General features: G+C 41.6%; 12 protein-coding genes. 10 read left to right on the top strand and 2 right to left on the bottom strand.

What is annotated here, in order from left to right:
• The first annotated feature begins 273 nt into the window (after nt 1-273).
• The 7 genes from cas1f to EGV92_RS09980 all read left to right on the top strand — a co-directional run bounded on the left by cas1f (nt 274) and on the right by EGV92_RS09980 (nt 10,815).
• The gene (cas1f, locus tag EGV92_RS10010) at nt 274-1,269 is read left to right on the top strand and encodes a type I-F CRISPR-associated endonuclease Cas1f (RefSeq protein ID WP_131669126.1); all 996 of its coding nucleotides are present in this window, start codon (nt 274-276) and stop codon (nt 1,267-1,269) included.
• Nucleotides 1,270-4,611 (top strand): type I-F CRISPR-associated helicase Cas3f, encoded by a 3,342-nt coding sequence (gene cas3f, locus EGV92_RS10005; protein WP_131669125.1) that lies wholly within the window; start codon nt 1,270-1,272, stop codon nt 4,609-4,611. It abuts the gene before it with no gap.
• An 11-nt stretch (nt 4,612-4,622) separates the two neighbouring features.
• A complete protein-coding gene (gene csy1, locus EGV92_RS10000; protein ID WP_131669124.1) occupies nt 4,623-6,395 on the top strand; it encodes a type I-F CRISPR-associated protein Csy1 in 1,773 nt (590 codons plus the stop codon).
• The gene (csy2, locus tag EGV92_RS09995; RefSeq protein ID WP_131669123.1) at nt 6,392-7,417 is read left to right on the top strand and encodes a type I-F CRISPR-associated protein Csy2; all 1,026 of its coding nucleotides are present in this window, start codon (nt 6,392-6,394) and stop codon (nt 7,415-7,417) included. The genes csy1 and csy2 overlap by 4 nt, the downstream gene beginning before the upstream one ends.
• Nucleotides 7,418-7,440: 23 nt before the next feature.
• Nucleotides 7,441-8,418: a type I-F CRISPR-associated protein Csy3 gene (gene csy3, locus EGV92_RS09990; RefSeq protein ID WP_131669122.1), complete on the top strand. Its 978-nt coding sequence runs from the start codon at nt 7,441-7,443 to the stop codon at nt 8,416-8,418.
• Nucleotides 8,419-8,421: 3 nt separating this feature from the next.
• A complete protein-coding gene (cas6f, locus tag EGV92_RS09985) occupies nt 8,422-9,018 on the top strand; it encodes a type I-F CRISPR-associated endoribonuclease Cas6/Csy4 (RefSeq protein ID WP_131669121.1) in 597 nt (198 codons plus the stop codon).
• Nucleotides 9,019-10,209: 1,191 nt separating this feature from the next.
• A complete protein-coding gene (locus tag EGV92_RS09980; protein ID WP_131669120.1) occupies nt 10,210-10,815 on the top strand; it encodes a hypothetical protein in 606 nt (201 codons plus the stop codon).
• 194 nt (nt 10,816-11,009) lie between these two features.
• Here the strand turns inward: EGV92_RS09980 and EGV92_RS09975 are convergent, their stop codons facing one another.
• Nucleotides 11,010-11,888, bottom strand: coding sequence for an ankyrin repeat domain-containing protein (locus EGV92_RS09975; RefSeq protein ID WP_242678690.1), 879 nt, complete (start codon nt 11,886-11,888; stop codon nt 11,010-11,012).
• Nucleotides 11,889-12,183: 295 nt separating this feature from the next.
• On the opposite strand from EGV92_RS09975, the gene EGV92_RS09970 reads away from it, so the two are divergent.
• Together EGV92_RS09970 and EGV92_RS09965 are read left to right on the top strand one after the other, a co-directional pair.
• Entirely contained in the window at nt 12,184-12,420 is a 237-nt protein-coding gene (locus EGV92_RS09970; protein WP_131669119.1) for a hypothetical protein, read from the top strand.
• Nucleotides 12,421-12,629: 209 nt separating this feature from the next.
• A complete protein-coding gene (locus EGV92_RS09965; RefSeq protein ID WP_131669118.1) occupies nt 12,630-12,860 on the top strand; it encodes a hypothetical protein in 231 nt (76 codons plus the stop codon).
• A gap of 161 nt (nt 12,861-13,021) precedes the next feature.
• Here the strand turns inward: EGV92_RS09965 and EGV92_RS09960 are convergent, their stop codons facing one another.
• Nucleotides 13,022-14,524: an aldehyde dehydrogenase family protein gene (locus EGV92_RS09960; protein WP_131669117.1), complete on the bottom strand. Its 1,503-nt coding sequence runs from the start codon at nt 14,522-14,524 to the stop codon at nt 13,022-13,024.
• 184 nt (nt 14,525-14,708) lie between these two features.
• Between EGV92_RS09960 and EGV92_RS13940 the strand changes: the two genes are divergently transcribed.
• Entirely contained in the window at nt 14,709-14,846 is a 138-nt protein-coding gene (locus tag EGV92_RS13940; protein WP_165525606.1) for a hypothetical protein, read from the top strand.
• The last annotated feature ends 43 nt before the right edge of the window (nt 14,847-14,889 follow it).

Below are 14,889 nucleotides of genomic sequence, written 5' to 3'. Positions count from 1 at the left end.
AGGCTGACACGCCTATAGCGCTAATAAAAAAGCCAGCAGTCTAATCCTAAAGCCCAGTGTAAGTTGCTTCGCAATAAAAAGCATATATTAACGCAATAATAATAAAACCGCAGTCTTTCTTGAAGCTTATATAAAAACTTATCTTAAACTTCACAGGCGACAATTGTTGTCGTCTAGTTCCGCTTATCTATTGTGAACTTGAGAATGACCGAGTATGCTTTTTAAATACTTAGATTAATCATGGTTTTATAAAAAATATAAACGGAATAAATTATGGCAAAACGGAGTAACCCTTATACCGATAATAGCTTTGTCTCCTCTGACCTCAAGACTATATTGCACTCTAAGCGCGCCAATATCTACTATCTCTCGCACTGTAGGGTTATGCAAAAAGATGGCCGCGTTCTCTATCTAACTGAAGACGATAAGGCCAATGAGTACTACAACATCCCTATTGCCAATACTACCTCGCTACTACTCGGCACAGGCACATCCATCACCCAAGCCGCTATGCGGCTACTGTCGCAGGCAGGCGTATTGGTTGGCTTTTGCGGTGGCGGCGGTACACCGCTGTTTATGGGGTCAGAGCGTGAGGTCTATGTCGAGTGGCTAACGCCGCAATCTGAGTATCGCCCTACTGACTATATGCAAGGTTGGATGCAGTGGTGGTGGGATGATGACAAACGCCTGCAAGCGGCCAAACAAATTCAGCATGCCCGTTTGGATTTTTTAAAAAAAGTCTGGCGCAAAGATGGCGATTTAAAACAGCAGGGCTTTGATAGTGGTAATGATGAAATTGCTAGGTTAATCGATAGCAACCAGCGTCAAATTGATAAGCAAGAACAAACCATGCATTTATTGCAATTAGAGGCGCGTCTGACCAAACAGCTGTATAAACTCGCTGCTGAAAATACGGGCTATTCTGGCTTTAGCCGAGACCATGAGGGTATCGACAAGGCCAATGGCTTCCTCAATCATGGTAACTATCTCGCTTATGGATTAGGTGCAACGACTGCTTGGGTATTGGGTATTCCGCATGGCTTTGCAGTGATGCATGGTAAGACCCGTCGCGGGGCATTGGTTTTTGATATTGCTGATATCGTCAAAGATGCCTTGGTGCTGCCACTAGCCTTTATTTGCGCTAGCGAAAACTTAAGTGAACAGGAATTCCGCCAAGAGTGTCTCAATATGTTTACCACGCATAAGGCGCTGGATGTCATGTTTGAGGTAGTGAAGGCTTTGGCTTTGAAGACGGATTGGGAGGTTTAGATGATCGTCACCTTTGTCTCCCAGTGCGAAAAGAAGGTGCTTAAGCGTACTCGGCGAATATTGGACAGTTTTGCCAATCGCATCGGTAGCAATGTTTGGCAGACAGCGATTACGGAAGATGGTCTGGCTACTGTCAAACAGTTGCTGCGCAAGTCGGCTACCAAATCTACGGCTGTAAGTTGCCATCGTATCAAGACTCGTAGGCAGTCTGAGCTGGTTTGGATCGTGGGTAATAAGCGTAAGTTTAATGAGGTAGGAATTGTGCCTGTGAATACGACTCGGCGGAATTTATTGCACGCGGAATGGGAGAATGGTTGGCAAATCACTCAGTTGATGGCTGTTGTAGCAGGTATAGCCGGCCTATTTCATGACCTTGGCAAAGCCAATGATCTGTTCCAAGAAAAACTAAAGCCTCAAACTTCCTCTTTGAGATTCGAACCTTATCGCCATGAATGGGTTTCACTTCGTCTATTTGAAGCTTTCGTTAAAATGCATGACAATAAGAGTGATACGTCTTGGCTAGAGCAATTAGAACACTTACACACGCAAAATATTAATCAGCACCTGCTAAATCAATTAACGATTGATACTCCTACGGATGTCAAGTTCGTTAACCCTATAACTAACCTACCACCATTAGCTACCTTGATAGCTTGGTTGATAGTATCTCATCATAGACTGCCTCAATATAACAATAATCCAGAGCATGCTCCGTCTTTTTCTTTTGTGAATGAGTGGTTAAATAGATGTTTTGATAATAGCTGGAATTCACTCAATCATAATAATAGTAAAGTTGAACCTAAACACATTCAAAAAAACTGGCAGTTTAGTCTCGGCCTCCCTTTTGATAGTCAAACTTGGATAAGGAAAGCGCACGAACTCTCTAGGCGTGCGCTGGTTCAGCTTAATACTAACCCAAGTAAGGACTACCTCTCTCACCCCTTCTTAAGTCACATTAGCAGACTTTGTCTTATGCTGGCTGACCATCATTACTCTGCCCAAGAACCTAAAATTCAATGGCAAGATCAATCTTATAAGGCTTTTGCCAACACCTATAAAGCCACTAGGCTGTATAAACAGCGCCTAGATGAGCATAATGTTGGGGTCGCGCATCATGCTTACTTCATTGCAAAGCAACTGTTTAACTTTAGTCAAAACTCAAATGGCGAATTACCAGCATTAGATGATGACAAACGGATATTGCGAAATGGACTGCTCACACGTCAATCTAGCGACGCTAATAAGCGTGATTTTAAATGGCAAGATGATGCTTTCTTAATAGCCAAACGCTATCAAACTCAAGCTAATAAACACGGCTTTTTTGGGATTTGTATGGCTTCGACTGGTAAAGGTAAAACACTGGCTAACGCTCGTATCATGTATGCTTTAGCCGATAGAAATAAAGGCTGTCGATTCAGTATTGCCCTTGGGTTAAGAAGTTTGACACTACAAACTGGCAGGGCTTTGCAAGCTCTACTAAAAATCGATGATATGGATGTAGCTACTGTTATCGGCTCTCAGGCAATCTTAAATTTGGAGAATCAGATACCTCTAGATAATTTTGAAGAGGAAGTAAGGTCGGCTTGCGCAAAGATAGGCAGTGAAAGCTTAGATATCGGTGAGGAAGACTATGAGATTGAGTATGATGACATCGACATCAATGAAGGATTCACCTCTACTTATTTAGCCGATAATAGCAAGGCGCAAAAGCTCTTACACGCCCCTATATTAGTCAGTACTATTGATCACTTAACGCCAGCTACCGAAGGTGCCCGTGGTGGTCGGCAAATCGTACCTATGCTTCGTTTGCTTACAGCGGATCTAGTCTTAGATGAACCAGATGAGTTTGGCCCTGACGACCTACCAGCTCTATCCAGACTGGTGAACTGGGCAGGAATGCTGGGCGCTAAAGTTCTGTTATCTACTGCTAGTATGCCCCCCGATTTTGCTTATGCATTATTTGATGCCTACCAATCAGGGAGACAAGCTTATCATAAAGATACCTCAATAGACCCCATGCCAGCTGTCATATGTGGTTGGTTTGATGAATACAAACAGCATATCGCAGAAATTGCTGATTTCAAATCCTATCGGCAAAGCCATAATGAGTATGTTAAAACACGATGTCAAAACCTAATAAAAAACGCACAACCACTGCGTAAAGCCAAACTCATTAGTACTGATATCAAAGATGATGATACTGATTTGTATCAGTCCTTAGCCCAGCTCATTCAGCATAATTGTATCGAATTACATCACCACCATCATCAAATACATCCTGCTAACCAACAAGCTGTCTCTATTGGCTTGGTTAGATTTGCCAATATCAACCCACTGGTCGCTATAGCAAAAAGACTGTTTGCAATACCGGTTCCTGCTGACACCCAATTACATTATTGTGTCTACCACAGTCAATATCCATTACTACAACGAGCAGAAATTGAAAAGACTCTTGATTGTACCTTGGATAGGCACGATCCAAGTAGTTTATGGCAAAATTCTAGCATAGTGTCTGCGCTGAACGGCAGTAACGCTCAACATCATATATTTGTCGTTCTAGCCACCTCTGTGGCTGAGGTTGGACGGGATCATGATTATGATTGGGCCATTGCTGAACCAAGCTCTATGCGTTCATTAGTTCAATTGGCAGGTCGAATTCAACGACACCGCAAACAAGTTCCTGATACTCATAATTACTATATTTTAGAGCAAAATATTCGATCGCTTAAAGGTAGGGCTATTTGTTATACCAGGCCTGGGTTCGAGACTAAAAATAACCGTCTTGTATCTAAGAATATCCAAACACTATTAAGAAAAGATGAGTACACTCAAGTTAATGCTATTCCTTGTATTCAGTATCCCAGTCAATTATCACCACAAGACAAATTAGTCGATATGGAGCATTTAGCCTACCGTCATATATTGTTTGGTGGTCATGAAAATTATAAGTTAAATGCTAAAAACTGGTGGCGATATAACATGCACTGGAATAGTGAGATGCAAAGACGAACGCCCTTTAGAAAATCAATGGCTGATATAGGCTATTGTCTTAACGTCAGTGAAGAGTACCCAAACGGTATTTGGCAAAGAATTAATGAGCAGTCATCACCCCATGAATATTATGATACGGACGATATCCAAACAATTAATATCTCTATCTATCAAGGCAACAACGCATGGGGAAGTACGAATGTCAGTGAGGCTTATTTTCAGCTTGCTGAAAAGTTAAATAAACCCTTACCTTATATTAGTAGGGTCTATGGACAAGTAAGATTGATGAAATCAAAAAAAGTTGCCAACTGGCTGTATTCACCCTTACTAGGTATCCATCAAGCCCTTTAAAAGGAGTTAGCATGAATAATACATCGACCACTCAGCTAGGAGTAGAAAAGATAAAGCAATTTTTCGATGAAAAAATCGAAAAATCTCTCTTAGCTGAATACCAAGATATTATCAAAACCATCAAAGCTGATGGCTTAAAAGAAGAAGTGGAAAATATTACTAAAGGGTATGAGGCCACGCACCATCTGAATATACGGCTAAATCAATTACTGCAACTAAAACAACATTGGGAATCCATATCATTAAAAGATGACCAATGGCTAGCTCGATTAACCTTAATCATTGATGATCTTGACCTGATTGACAGCAATAATACTAATAACATTGAACAGAAAAAGCAGGTCGAAAAAGCTATTAGGATACTACAAAAAGTTATCGTTAAATCATCAGAAAGCAAAGAAGTTAAACAAGCTTTTGACCATATTCTGCAAGCGACTATTAAAGTGGATGAGATAGAAAAAAGTATCCATATTATCGATACACTAAAAAAGAATAATCCATCTATTGGTCATTTAATCATCGCTAAAAGGCAAAAAATTACTGAAAAGTTTGAACCTAATCAATGGATTACTGATGCTTCTATAAATGCAAAAAACATATATTTAAACGTAAGCCATGTTGGAAAACTGACTCACTCGAGTGCTCGAAGTAAAAAAATTAAGGAGAATCATGGAAATTTAAACGCTTTTAAATATGAAAAGTTACATAAAGATGGCTTTGTGTCCACATATCATATTAAAGACCCTATTTTGGACTATGCCTACACTGACTCTAAATATAGCCCTATAGCGGAATTTATGACTATTCCAGTTGGTAATAAATCACTTGGAGAAGCAGTCTGTGAGGATATTAATATCTTATCTGCTTTTTCTACAAATGATGAGCAATTGCAGTCATGGATAAATGGGTTCTTATTATCATTGGAAAGTGAAAAGATTTGTACTCATGAATTACTAAAACAGGTCTATTTCCCTGTTAAAGATGGTTATCACCTACTATGTCCACTAATGTCGTCAACCCTTGCACAAGCGGTAGATGAACGAGTTTGGCAAACTCGGCAAAAAGATATGCCTGCTAAGCTAGCTCGTAAAAATGCTCAGTTTTTTAACGAGCCAGATACTTTTTATCCCATTACTGCAAAGCTTCAGGTCACCCAGTCTAAACACCATAACGTCTCTAGTCTCAATGGCAAACGTTCTGGTAGTTTAACCCTACTCCCTAGTGCTCCACCTCCGATGCATCCAAGAGCACAACAGCCTATCGATCGCTACAAATTTAAGGAGAATACCGTTTTTAATCAGAACTTAGCCTATATCGCTAGAGCCTCATTTAGAGAACTAAGAAACCTCTTATTAGTATTAAGAAACAAACAACTAGAACAAAACTTAGTGAGAAAAAAACGCATCATATCTATCATCAATGACATTGTGGATGTGGTATTAGCAGAGGTAGCATTACTACAGAATAAATTAAAAGATGCGCCAGAATTTGATCTCAGTCAATTACCTTTGCATGAGCAGTATTGGTTGGGTAGCTACTGGCAGGACGAAGATTTTCAAAATGCAAGGCAAGCTACCGATTGGCAAGAAGATTTGGCCAAGAGCTTCGCTCACTGGATAAATGCTTTTATCGATCATAAAGGTGGCAAGCTGTCTTTAGGGACTCAGTATCGTCAGCAATGGCAAAAAATACTGACACCTGCTCTACGAGAATTTATCGCCCAAACTGAAGCTAGCAGACTAACAGAGTATGAGTTAAATGCTAATAAGGAGAGTCCATTATGAGTCGCACCTATATCCTTTTAGAACGAATTCATGTACAAAATGCCAACTGTGTGGCTGGTCTCACTTTTGGCTTTCCTGCTATCACCCATTTCTTAGGATTCAGTCACGCCTTAGGACTAAAACTTCGAGACAACTATCCCATTGATATTCAGGGTTGTGCGGTATTTTGCCACGCTCATGAGTCGCATACTTATCAAGCTAAAGGCTTTGGAGATTTTACCTTTATCCAGCGCAAAGCTTCGCCTACTTTTAAAAAGCACGCCTCTTCTTCTCCTCCTATTATTGAAGAAGGTAAAATGAACCTATGCGTGTCATTATTACTAAGTTGTGACCATTTATACCTTAGCCGTGAGCAAGAGATTTTAAATATTAAACAGCAAGTTATGAGTCAAGCCAATCGTCTTAAGCTAGCAGGCGGAAGTATTACCAAGATTGAAGGTATCTCTGTTTACAATCAGCCTGAAAGTGCTGATGACGCTGAATTACAAGTAAGACTGCTCAAACGAAAGCTGATGCCAAGCTTTGTATTGTGCGATCGTCATTCTGTACTAATTGAGCACTACAAAACCTTGAAAGCTGATAATAACGATATCGACCTACTAGAGGCTTGGCTGGACTTCTCACGTCTAACGTACCAAGCGAAGTCTGATTCGTTGACCGAGTCAATCAACACCTCTGATAGTTCTTTTGATCGAGTAGAATGGGTACTAAAGGAGAAGCCTGCAAAAGGCTGGTTAGTGCCGATAATGACAGGATATAGTGCTATCGCTCCTTTGCAAGAAAAAGGAGAAGTGATAGGCGCTAGAAGTCCAGAATATCCATTTAGCTTTGTAGAGGCTGTTTATAGCATTGGCGAATGGCTTAGCACTCATCGAATTAGTAGTATCGATGCTTTAATTTGGCAGTATCACTATGAAGCTGATTGGTATCTATGTCGTCAATCAGCTTTATCCAACCTAGAAACAACGAGCGACGATTATCAATACGAAAGCTCTGTTTATGAGTTTAACTACGACGACTAACCTATCATTATAAGGAGTTGAACATGAAATTCCCAGAAGTACTAGCCTTTAGCCGTAACCTTGAAATATCTGACGCACTAATGCATTCAGGCGTCTGGAACGACAATATGTCAGAAATGCAAAACTCAGCTTGGCAACCTATTGAGCTTCATGAAAAGCGTAACAGAGCTACGCACAGCCAATATAGTGCCAAAGATGCTGATAAATCGAAGTCTAACCTATCTTGGGGCGATGATGCTGCACTACCTCACGATTCTAATACCTTGAAACTGAGCTTCAGTCTTAAAATCATGGGTAGTTTAGAGGATGCTACAGCATGCAATCAGCCAGAATTTCAATTGGCTCTATCAAAAATTATTGAAGAGTATCGTGCAAGTTTGACATTCGAAGAACTATCTCGTCGCTATGCTTATAACTTAGTTAATGGTAGGTTTTTATGGCGTAATCGTGTGGGCGCTGAAAGCTTAAAAGTAGTAATAATTACTGCTGATAAACAATGGGTCTTTAATAGTTATGACTACCCTCTAAATGAAATGGATACCATTAGCAATGACACAAAGGACTATAATGAGTTGGTTAACTTGATTCAAAGTGGCTTGAGTGGAGATAGCTTTGAATATATTGAAGTCATCGCTTATGCAAAAATAGGTAAAGGACAACGAGTCTGGCCATCACAAGAAATGGTGTTAAACGTACCTGCTGGCGAGAAGTCGCGTATTCTATTTGCCATCAATGACTGTGCGGCAATGCATTCAGAGAAAATTGGTAATGCTATTCGAACCGTTGATACTTGGTATAATGTAGATCAAGCGAAAGTTTTACCTATTGCTATTGAACCATATGGATCAGTAACCACCAAAGGTGAAGCGCATCGTAGAGGTAATAATAGCTTCTATAAGTTATTAGCCAAATGGATAGATAAAAACAACATTACTGAGCAAGATAAACACTACGTTATCGCTACCTTAATCCGTGGTGGTGTATTCGGTGGTAAGGATTAGGTTATGAAATACTACCAAGAGCTAACCCTAGTACCCGACCCCGACATATCGCCCTACTTTATCTGGCAAAAGCTCTATACCCAGTTGCATATAGCCCTAGCCGATATCAAAAATAAACATGGCATCGACAGTATCGGAGTGAGCTTCCCAGACTATCATTACGATGATAAAAAGGAGAAGTCTTCAAAGCTGGGGCATAAGCTACGCGTCTTTGCCCCAAGCCAAGCAGACTTAGAAAAGCTGGACTTGAAAAACTGGCTATCTCGCCTCACCGACTACGTGCATATAAAAAGCATCGCTGAGGTAGGTAATAAAGCGACAGGCCATGCGGTAGTCAAACGCTATCGCTTTAAGCCAGCAGAGACTCAGGCGCAGACTCTCGCTAAAAAGCTAGGGGTTAGCTATGAAGACGCTATGGTAACGGTTAAAAAACGCAAGCCAGAGTTGAAAGTCCCTTTTATTAATATGAAAAGTGAAACAACTGGTGTTCCTTATAGGCTGTCTATCCTACAAAAATTGGTAGACAGCCCTCTTGAAGGGACTTTTAACACCTATGGTCTCAACACCATGACTACAGAGGTAACTGTACCCCATTGGTAAGTTAATAAATAGGTAATGACGAATTACCCAAAAATTGGAATTAAAAACCCTTTTTTTGAACTATTTAAAAATTTATAATGAAATCAACGAGTTGAAATAAGATAAAAAATGGAGGGTAATAAAGGGTTTTTAGCCCTCCAAACCTTGTTAAAACTACGTTTCGAGGTTTATAATTCCTCTTCACCACCGCACAGGTGGCTTAGAAAACAATGCAAGCTAAAGCGCAGAAATACAACTCCTTCACCACCGCACAGGTGGCTTAGAAACATGCAAAGCTTGCACCATGAACACGTTTAACCTTCACCACCGCACAGGTGGCTTAGAAAAGTGTCGCCATCGCTTCGTTTTTCTTATCCCACTTCACCACCGCATAGGTGGCTTAGAAAAATGAAGACCAGTTTAATAGACAGCTTGGCTTCTTCCACACCGCATAGGTGGCTTATGAGAACCGTTAAAACAAAGCACTGCTTTGTTAGGTTCGCAAGGAAAATCCTTTAAATAGGATTTTCAAAAGTTATGCTTCCAACGTAAGCCTAAAAAATAAGAAAACACCGCATAGGTGGCTTATGAGAACCGTTAAAACAAAGCGCTGCTTTGTTAGGTTCGCAAGGAAAATCCTTTAAATAGGATTTTCAAAAGTTATGCTTCCAACGTAAGCCTAAAAAATAAGAAAACACCGCATAGGTGGCTTATGAGCGCCGTTAAAAAATTGCATGCCAGAAAATCACAGATTTTCTCTTGCGTCGGGACAAAGGTTCCCCAAACCTTTGTTTTATCCCTCCTCATAGGCAGCGCAAGACCAATTTATCAAAACTACTTTGAATAGGACTCTCAAAGGTTTAATTTCCTATAAAGCTCTGTATCGAAAAATTATAGACTCTCCCTTGCGACAGGCTGATACTCATTACACTTCGTGTATTCCGTCTTGCGAAGCATTGATTCTCAACCACTCATGCATAAAACCCTTAACTCACACACGCATAGCCAACCGATAAATAGCGCTAAGTAGAATTGTCAAACTCATACTTTAACAAAGACTGCAGAAGCGAAACGATCATCAGCCAGACAATTAAGACGACTTAATACCTAACCTGAACCTTTGCAATTATTAATACAAAAAGCACTTTCTAAGATTGTACATCTAATAATACCGTGCTAAATTCTACTTAAATTAATAACTAGAAACCTAATATGACCAATAAAATACTATTAACCATCCTCCTATCCTGTAGTCTATTGTCCCTAGCTGCCTGTACCACCACAGGCTCAGGCTCTATGACCGGCGCTGCTAGCACTAACAAACTCGACGTCAAGCATCTGAGTAGATCCGAGCAAATCCGAGCTTACGAGAATCAGCTTATAACAGACCCTACAGCCCCCTATGCCACTTTGAGCAATTTACAAGTAGTCACAGACTATCGTACCGCCAGTAGCTATGCGCCCAATCCCTATGGTATCTATGCAGTAGACGGGGTCGAAGTGCGAAAACTGCCCTACAACCCTTTTACCAGCGTCGGTTGGTATCAACATGCTGCACAAATGGCCGTGGCCGATGTTAAAATACCTAGCGGTAAGCACGTCATTGAGCTAGGACAGATCACTGCTTGGAATAGAAGTGACTACACCCTACCTGTCATCGACTTCCAGCCCAATACTGCCTATATCACGGCCTTTGAGGGCAGTAAAGATGATCGCCATCTATCCGTCTATACCTACGAGCAGGACGATCGATTCTCTAGACTTGATCGAGACTCTATCATCCTAAAAGATAAAGTAGCCTCTATAAAAGTCAAATAAGCAAATGAGCTAAATAATAGCGCCGAAGCGAAAATACAGATTGGCTCTTAGCAGGACTTAATTCTTAATGAGTCACAGCAGTGCTCAAACCTTATGCTGAATACCAAAAAAGACGACCGATAGCTATCAGTCGTCTTTTTGCTTATTGTTTGTATTAAACTGTGGCTTTAGATACTCAGCTAATGAGTTTATCTTTACTCACAGCTTGCCTTACCGGTTCGATGATTGATCGCTCCATTCGCTGCCAGTAGCTTTTGCATCTCGACATGACCCCGAGTACAGGCATAGGAGTAGGCGCTTTGGTTGTACGAGCCCATACTCTTATTTTGTGTCGTCGCTACCAAGTTAGGATCTGCCCCTTGCGCCAATAGGTACTTCACCGTTTCGAGACGATTGTTACTGGCCGCTACCATAATCAATGTTTCACCATCGCTCTCTATGGTCTGATCATTTAAGTCCACTGGCTTGTCAGCATTTAGTAACCGATGTACTTTTTTGACAATATTGGTATTTTTACCCAATACCGCAGACTTCATAACATTATAGACATCACCTCTATCGGTGGCATAAAGGTCTGCACCTTGAGCGATTAGATAATCCACCATGTCTTCGTAACCGATGAATGCCGCCCAGCCCAATGCGGTTTGTCCAAGACTACCCGTATCTTTCGCCTCTATATCTTGGCCATTCTCTACCATATATTTTACGGTAGGTAAGTCACCACGTTTTACTGCATCGAACCATTTGGCATCAGCCCCTGTGGATGGCTGAGCATAGAAGATTCGGTGTGCCAGCTTGTTTTTATTAGCGATGTCGAAGTTTTCATCATCACTAAAGCGGAATCCAGACTGTAGAGGCGGCGCTGCATTGACATTAGACGTCGCACTATTATTAGCTTCAGCTGGGCTAGTAACTTTTGACTGGCCAGTAGCTTGCGATTGGCTAGGTACTTGCGCGCTAGTATCGGCTTTTTCTACTGCGATTGGATTCACATTGGAGCAGCCAGCTGTCAGCCCCACGCTCAGTATCGACGCCAGCCCAATAGACAAATACATATCTTTAGCAATTTTCATAAGGTCACTCTAATAGGGTTTGAGATTGTTGAAAGTGTTATTCTAAAGGGCAATTGTTTGACTGTTCAAGTGACATATCATTAATAACTTATTACAACGGTAATTACCCTATCGATCGCTTACACTATCTATGCTCTACTAGCTGTTATAGTTAATGTTATTTAGCGACTTAATTAGTTAATCAGTTAATTACTTAGTTACTTAGTTACCCTATTACAGTTAATAGCTAGCAGATTACCTAGCCTTTAATTATAAAACTCACTTACTTTACATATGCTATATGCTGGAGATCATTATGAGTCAAGAACATAACAGTCATAAAAGACATGAAATCGTCGAAAAACTGCTCAGCAAACTCACCCAAGATGACCCACAGATGTATTATGCGAGCACTGCTGTAGTAGCTCGGGCCATCCACAATATGATAAAAGAGCATGAAGCTCAGTTGCACACTGAAGACCAAATAATAGCCAAGCATATGACCATTGCAGATATCGAGCAGACTCTAAGCTATCATCATGATAACCAATAAAGATTAGTGTACGGACAAAGGTATACCAGCGACAAAGATTGGCAACGAGCTGAGCTGAGCTTAACCACCTTTTGCTTCCCAATAATAGCCATCAATTAAAATAGACCAGCGCGAATGTCACAGTAAGGCACTCAGATCCGTATTAGGACGATAGAGTGCCTTTACTGTTATGTGATGCCTTAATAATGACTTAACCCAATGAGAACGATATGATCGATGAAAGTGACGCCATCAAAAGGCGCAAAATTGTCAAAAGATTTTTGGCCAAGCTCACCCAACAAGACCCACAGATGTATTATGCCACCACCTCTGAGGTCGCTCGTGCTATTCAAATCATGATTAAGGAGCACCTCAATCGACTCGACATTGCAGAGCAACACCTTGTGCGACAGCTGACCATTAGAGATATCGAAGTCATACTAGGGTTTAATTATAAATAAATAGAGCTGGATCGTGTGCGACATAGCTAACTTAATCAAACAACAGAAGCTAGCACCCTACTGTTTTTGGCCGTGCAACTTACCGTCATAAAAAAGGCCACCGATTGGCAGCCTATTTACTCGTTGTTTAATTCGGGCTGGTTTCTCTTAGCATAACCCCACTAAAAAGCATACTGACGCGGCTGATGCTGCATCGAGATCCAATGCACGGTGGTAAATTCTTCGATTGCCATCTCGCCATTGAAGCGGCCAATACCAGAGTTTTTCTCCCCACCAAAGGGAACATGGCTTTCATCATTGACTGAGATGTCATTGATATGGGTCATGCCTGCCTTAATACCGCGAGCGAAGCGTAGTCCCTTCTCCATATCCTCAGTAAATACGGCGCTAGATAAACCAAACATAGAGTCGTTAGCTATGGCCAATGCATCCGCCTCATCTTTTGCACGGATAATCCCCACTAGCGGACCAAATACTTCATTCTTTGCTAAGTCCATATCTCGAGTGACTTTGGTGAAGATATGCGGCGGAACGACTTGACCTTGGATATCTCCCCCTAAGATCAGCTGCGCACCCTCTTTGCTAGCAGTAGCAATTTTCTCTTTGAGTGACGCTAACTGCTGCTCATTGATAATGGGGCCGACAGCAGTATCTTTTTCACTGGGATCACCGACTTTTAAGCTCTCAACATGCGCTTTAAAGCGGCTGACAAACTCATCGTAAACGCTGTCTTCGACGATAATTCGATTAATGGCGATACATATCTGACCTTGATGCAAGAACTTACCAAAAGCGGCTGCGCGAACAGCTTGCTCCATATCGGCATCTTTTAATACCACAAAAGGGCTGTTACCACCCAGCTCTAGCGCAACTCGTTTAATCCTATCGCCACCATTGGCCAGCTCACCGATATGTTTGCCGACAGCAGTAGAGCCGGTAAAAGAGACTAACCCTGACGCCTCATGAGTCACGATAGCATCACCGATCTCGCTACCTGCTCCAACGACGACGTTCAGTAGACCATTAGGCAGGCCAGCTTCTTCGAATATCTTGGCCAATAGAAGCCCCCCAGTTACTGGCGTGTCACTAGCAGGCTTAAGGACCACCGCATTACCCAATGCCAAGGCAGGAGCAATTGAGCGCTGGGTCAAGTGTAACGGAAAGTTCCAAGGACTAATGACGGCGATCACGCCTATCGGCTCACGGTAGATAAAGTTCTCTTTGCCAGGGATATTTGATGGCCGGATTTTACCATGTACTCGATTAGGGAAGCTTGCTGCCTCAAGAGTAATGGCTCGGGCGCTGCCCCACTCTACCATGGCCTTGATTCGAGTACTGCCCGACTCCTTTACCAGCCAATCGATGATCTCATCTTTACGCTGATCAAAAATATTTACCACCTTATACAGCACTTGAGCGCGATCTGCAGGCGTCTTCTGCGCCCATTCGACTTGGGCGGCCTTGGCGGCATTAAAGGCCTCATTGAGCTGGTCTTTATTGGCTTGCTTAATCTCTACCAGTGTCGCCCCATTATATGGATTGGTATTGGTATTGACGCTGTCATCCTTACCAGACGTCCACTCACCAGCGATGTATTGAAGGTGAAAATCTTTATATAAGACAGGATTATTAGCATTATTTGCAGTGTTTGATGGCATTGACATGATTGTCCTTAGTTATGGCTATTGTGATTATGCTCACTCTGATGGTCTTAATGACGGCTGTTTAATTGCCATTTGCTTTTATACTTTTATATAAGCAGCTTGGTTTAGTAGAAGTCGGTTTGGTAGAAGATAGGGCAATGCTAGCACCAATCACGAATGCTTCGCGCTAGTAGATGGTTAAGGCGTGTTGAATAATCGTAAGCCATTTACCGGCTCTTTGGGTCTGTTATATCTCATCTTAGAGATTAATTTTCGCGAAGGCTACTCATCAACGGATAAAACCCCCGAGACTCTGCTGTCAGCTCAAAAGCTAACGCTATAGCAAATTTACAGTACTATAATCATTGGTCCAATGTCTTTTATTA

Source organism: Psychrobacter pygoscelis, assembly GCF_004335015.1.
In the GTDB taxonomy this organism is placed as follows: Bacteria; Pseudomonadota; Gammaproteobacteria; order Pseudomonadales; family Moraxellaceae; genus Psychrobacter; species Psychrobacter pygoscelis.
Note: the sequence above shows the minus strand (reverse complement) of the source record. Positions and strands in the feature narration are given on the sequence as shown.

What these genes read in the sequence shown, in the direction of transcription:
- cas1f (WP_131669126.1), top strand. Translation starts at nt 274, where the DNA reads ATGGCAAAACGGAGTAACCCTTATACCGATAATAGCTTTGTCTCCTCT.
- cas3f (WP_131669125.1), top strand. Translation starts at nt 1,270, where the DNA reads ATGATCGTCACCTTTGTCTCCCAGTGCGAAAAGAAGGTGCTTAAGCGT.
- csy1 (WP_131669124.1), top strand. Translation starts at nt 4,623, where the DNA reads ATGAATAATACATCGACCACTCAGCTAGGAGTAGAAAAGATAAAGCAA.
- csy2 (WP_131669123.1), top strand. Translation starts at nt 6,392, where the DNA reads ATGAGTCGCACCTATATCCTTTTAGAACGAATTCATGTACAAAATGCC.
- csy3 (WP_131669122.1), top strand. Translation starts at nt 7,441, where the DNA reads ATGAAATTCCCAGAAGTACTAGCCTTTAGCCGTAACCTTGAAATATCT.
- cas6f (WP_131669121.1), top strand. Translation starts at nt 8,422, where the DNA reads ATGAAATACTACCAAGAGCTAACCCTAGTACCCGACCCCGACATATCG.
- EGV92_RS09980 (WP_131669120.1), top strand. Translation starts at nt 10,210, where the DNA reads ATGACCAATAAAATACTATTAACCATCCTCCTATCCTGTAGTCTATTG.
- EGV92_RS09975 (WP_242678690.1), bottom strand. Translation starts at nt 11,888, where the DNA reads ATGAAAATTGCTAAAGATATGTATTTGTCTATTGGGCTGGCGTCGATA.
- EGV92_RS09970 (WP_131669119.1), top strand. Translation starts at nt 12,184, where the DNA reads ATGAGTCAAGAACATAACAGTCATAAAAGACATGAAATCGTCGAAAAA.
- EGV92_RS09965 (WP_131669118.1), top strand. Translation starts at nt 12,630, where the DNA reads ATGATCGATGAAAGTGACGCCATCAAAAGGCGCAAAATTGTCAAAAGA.
- EGV92_RS09960 (WP_131669117.1), bottom strand. Translation starts at nt 14,524, where the DNA reads ATGTCAATGCCATCAAACACTGCAAATAATGCTAATAATCCTGTCTTA.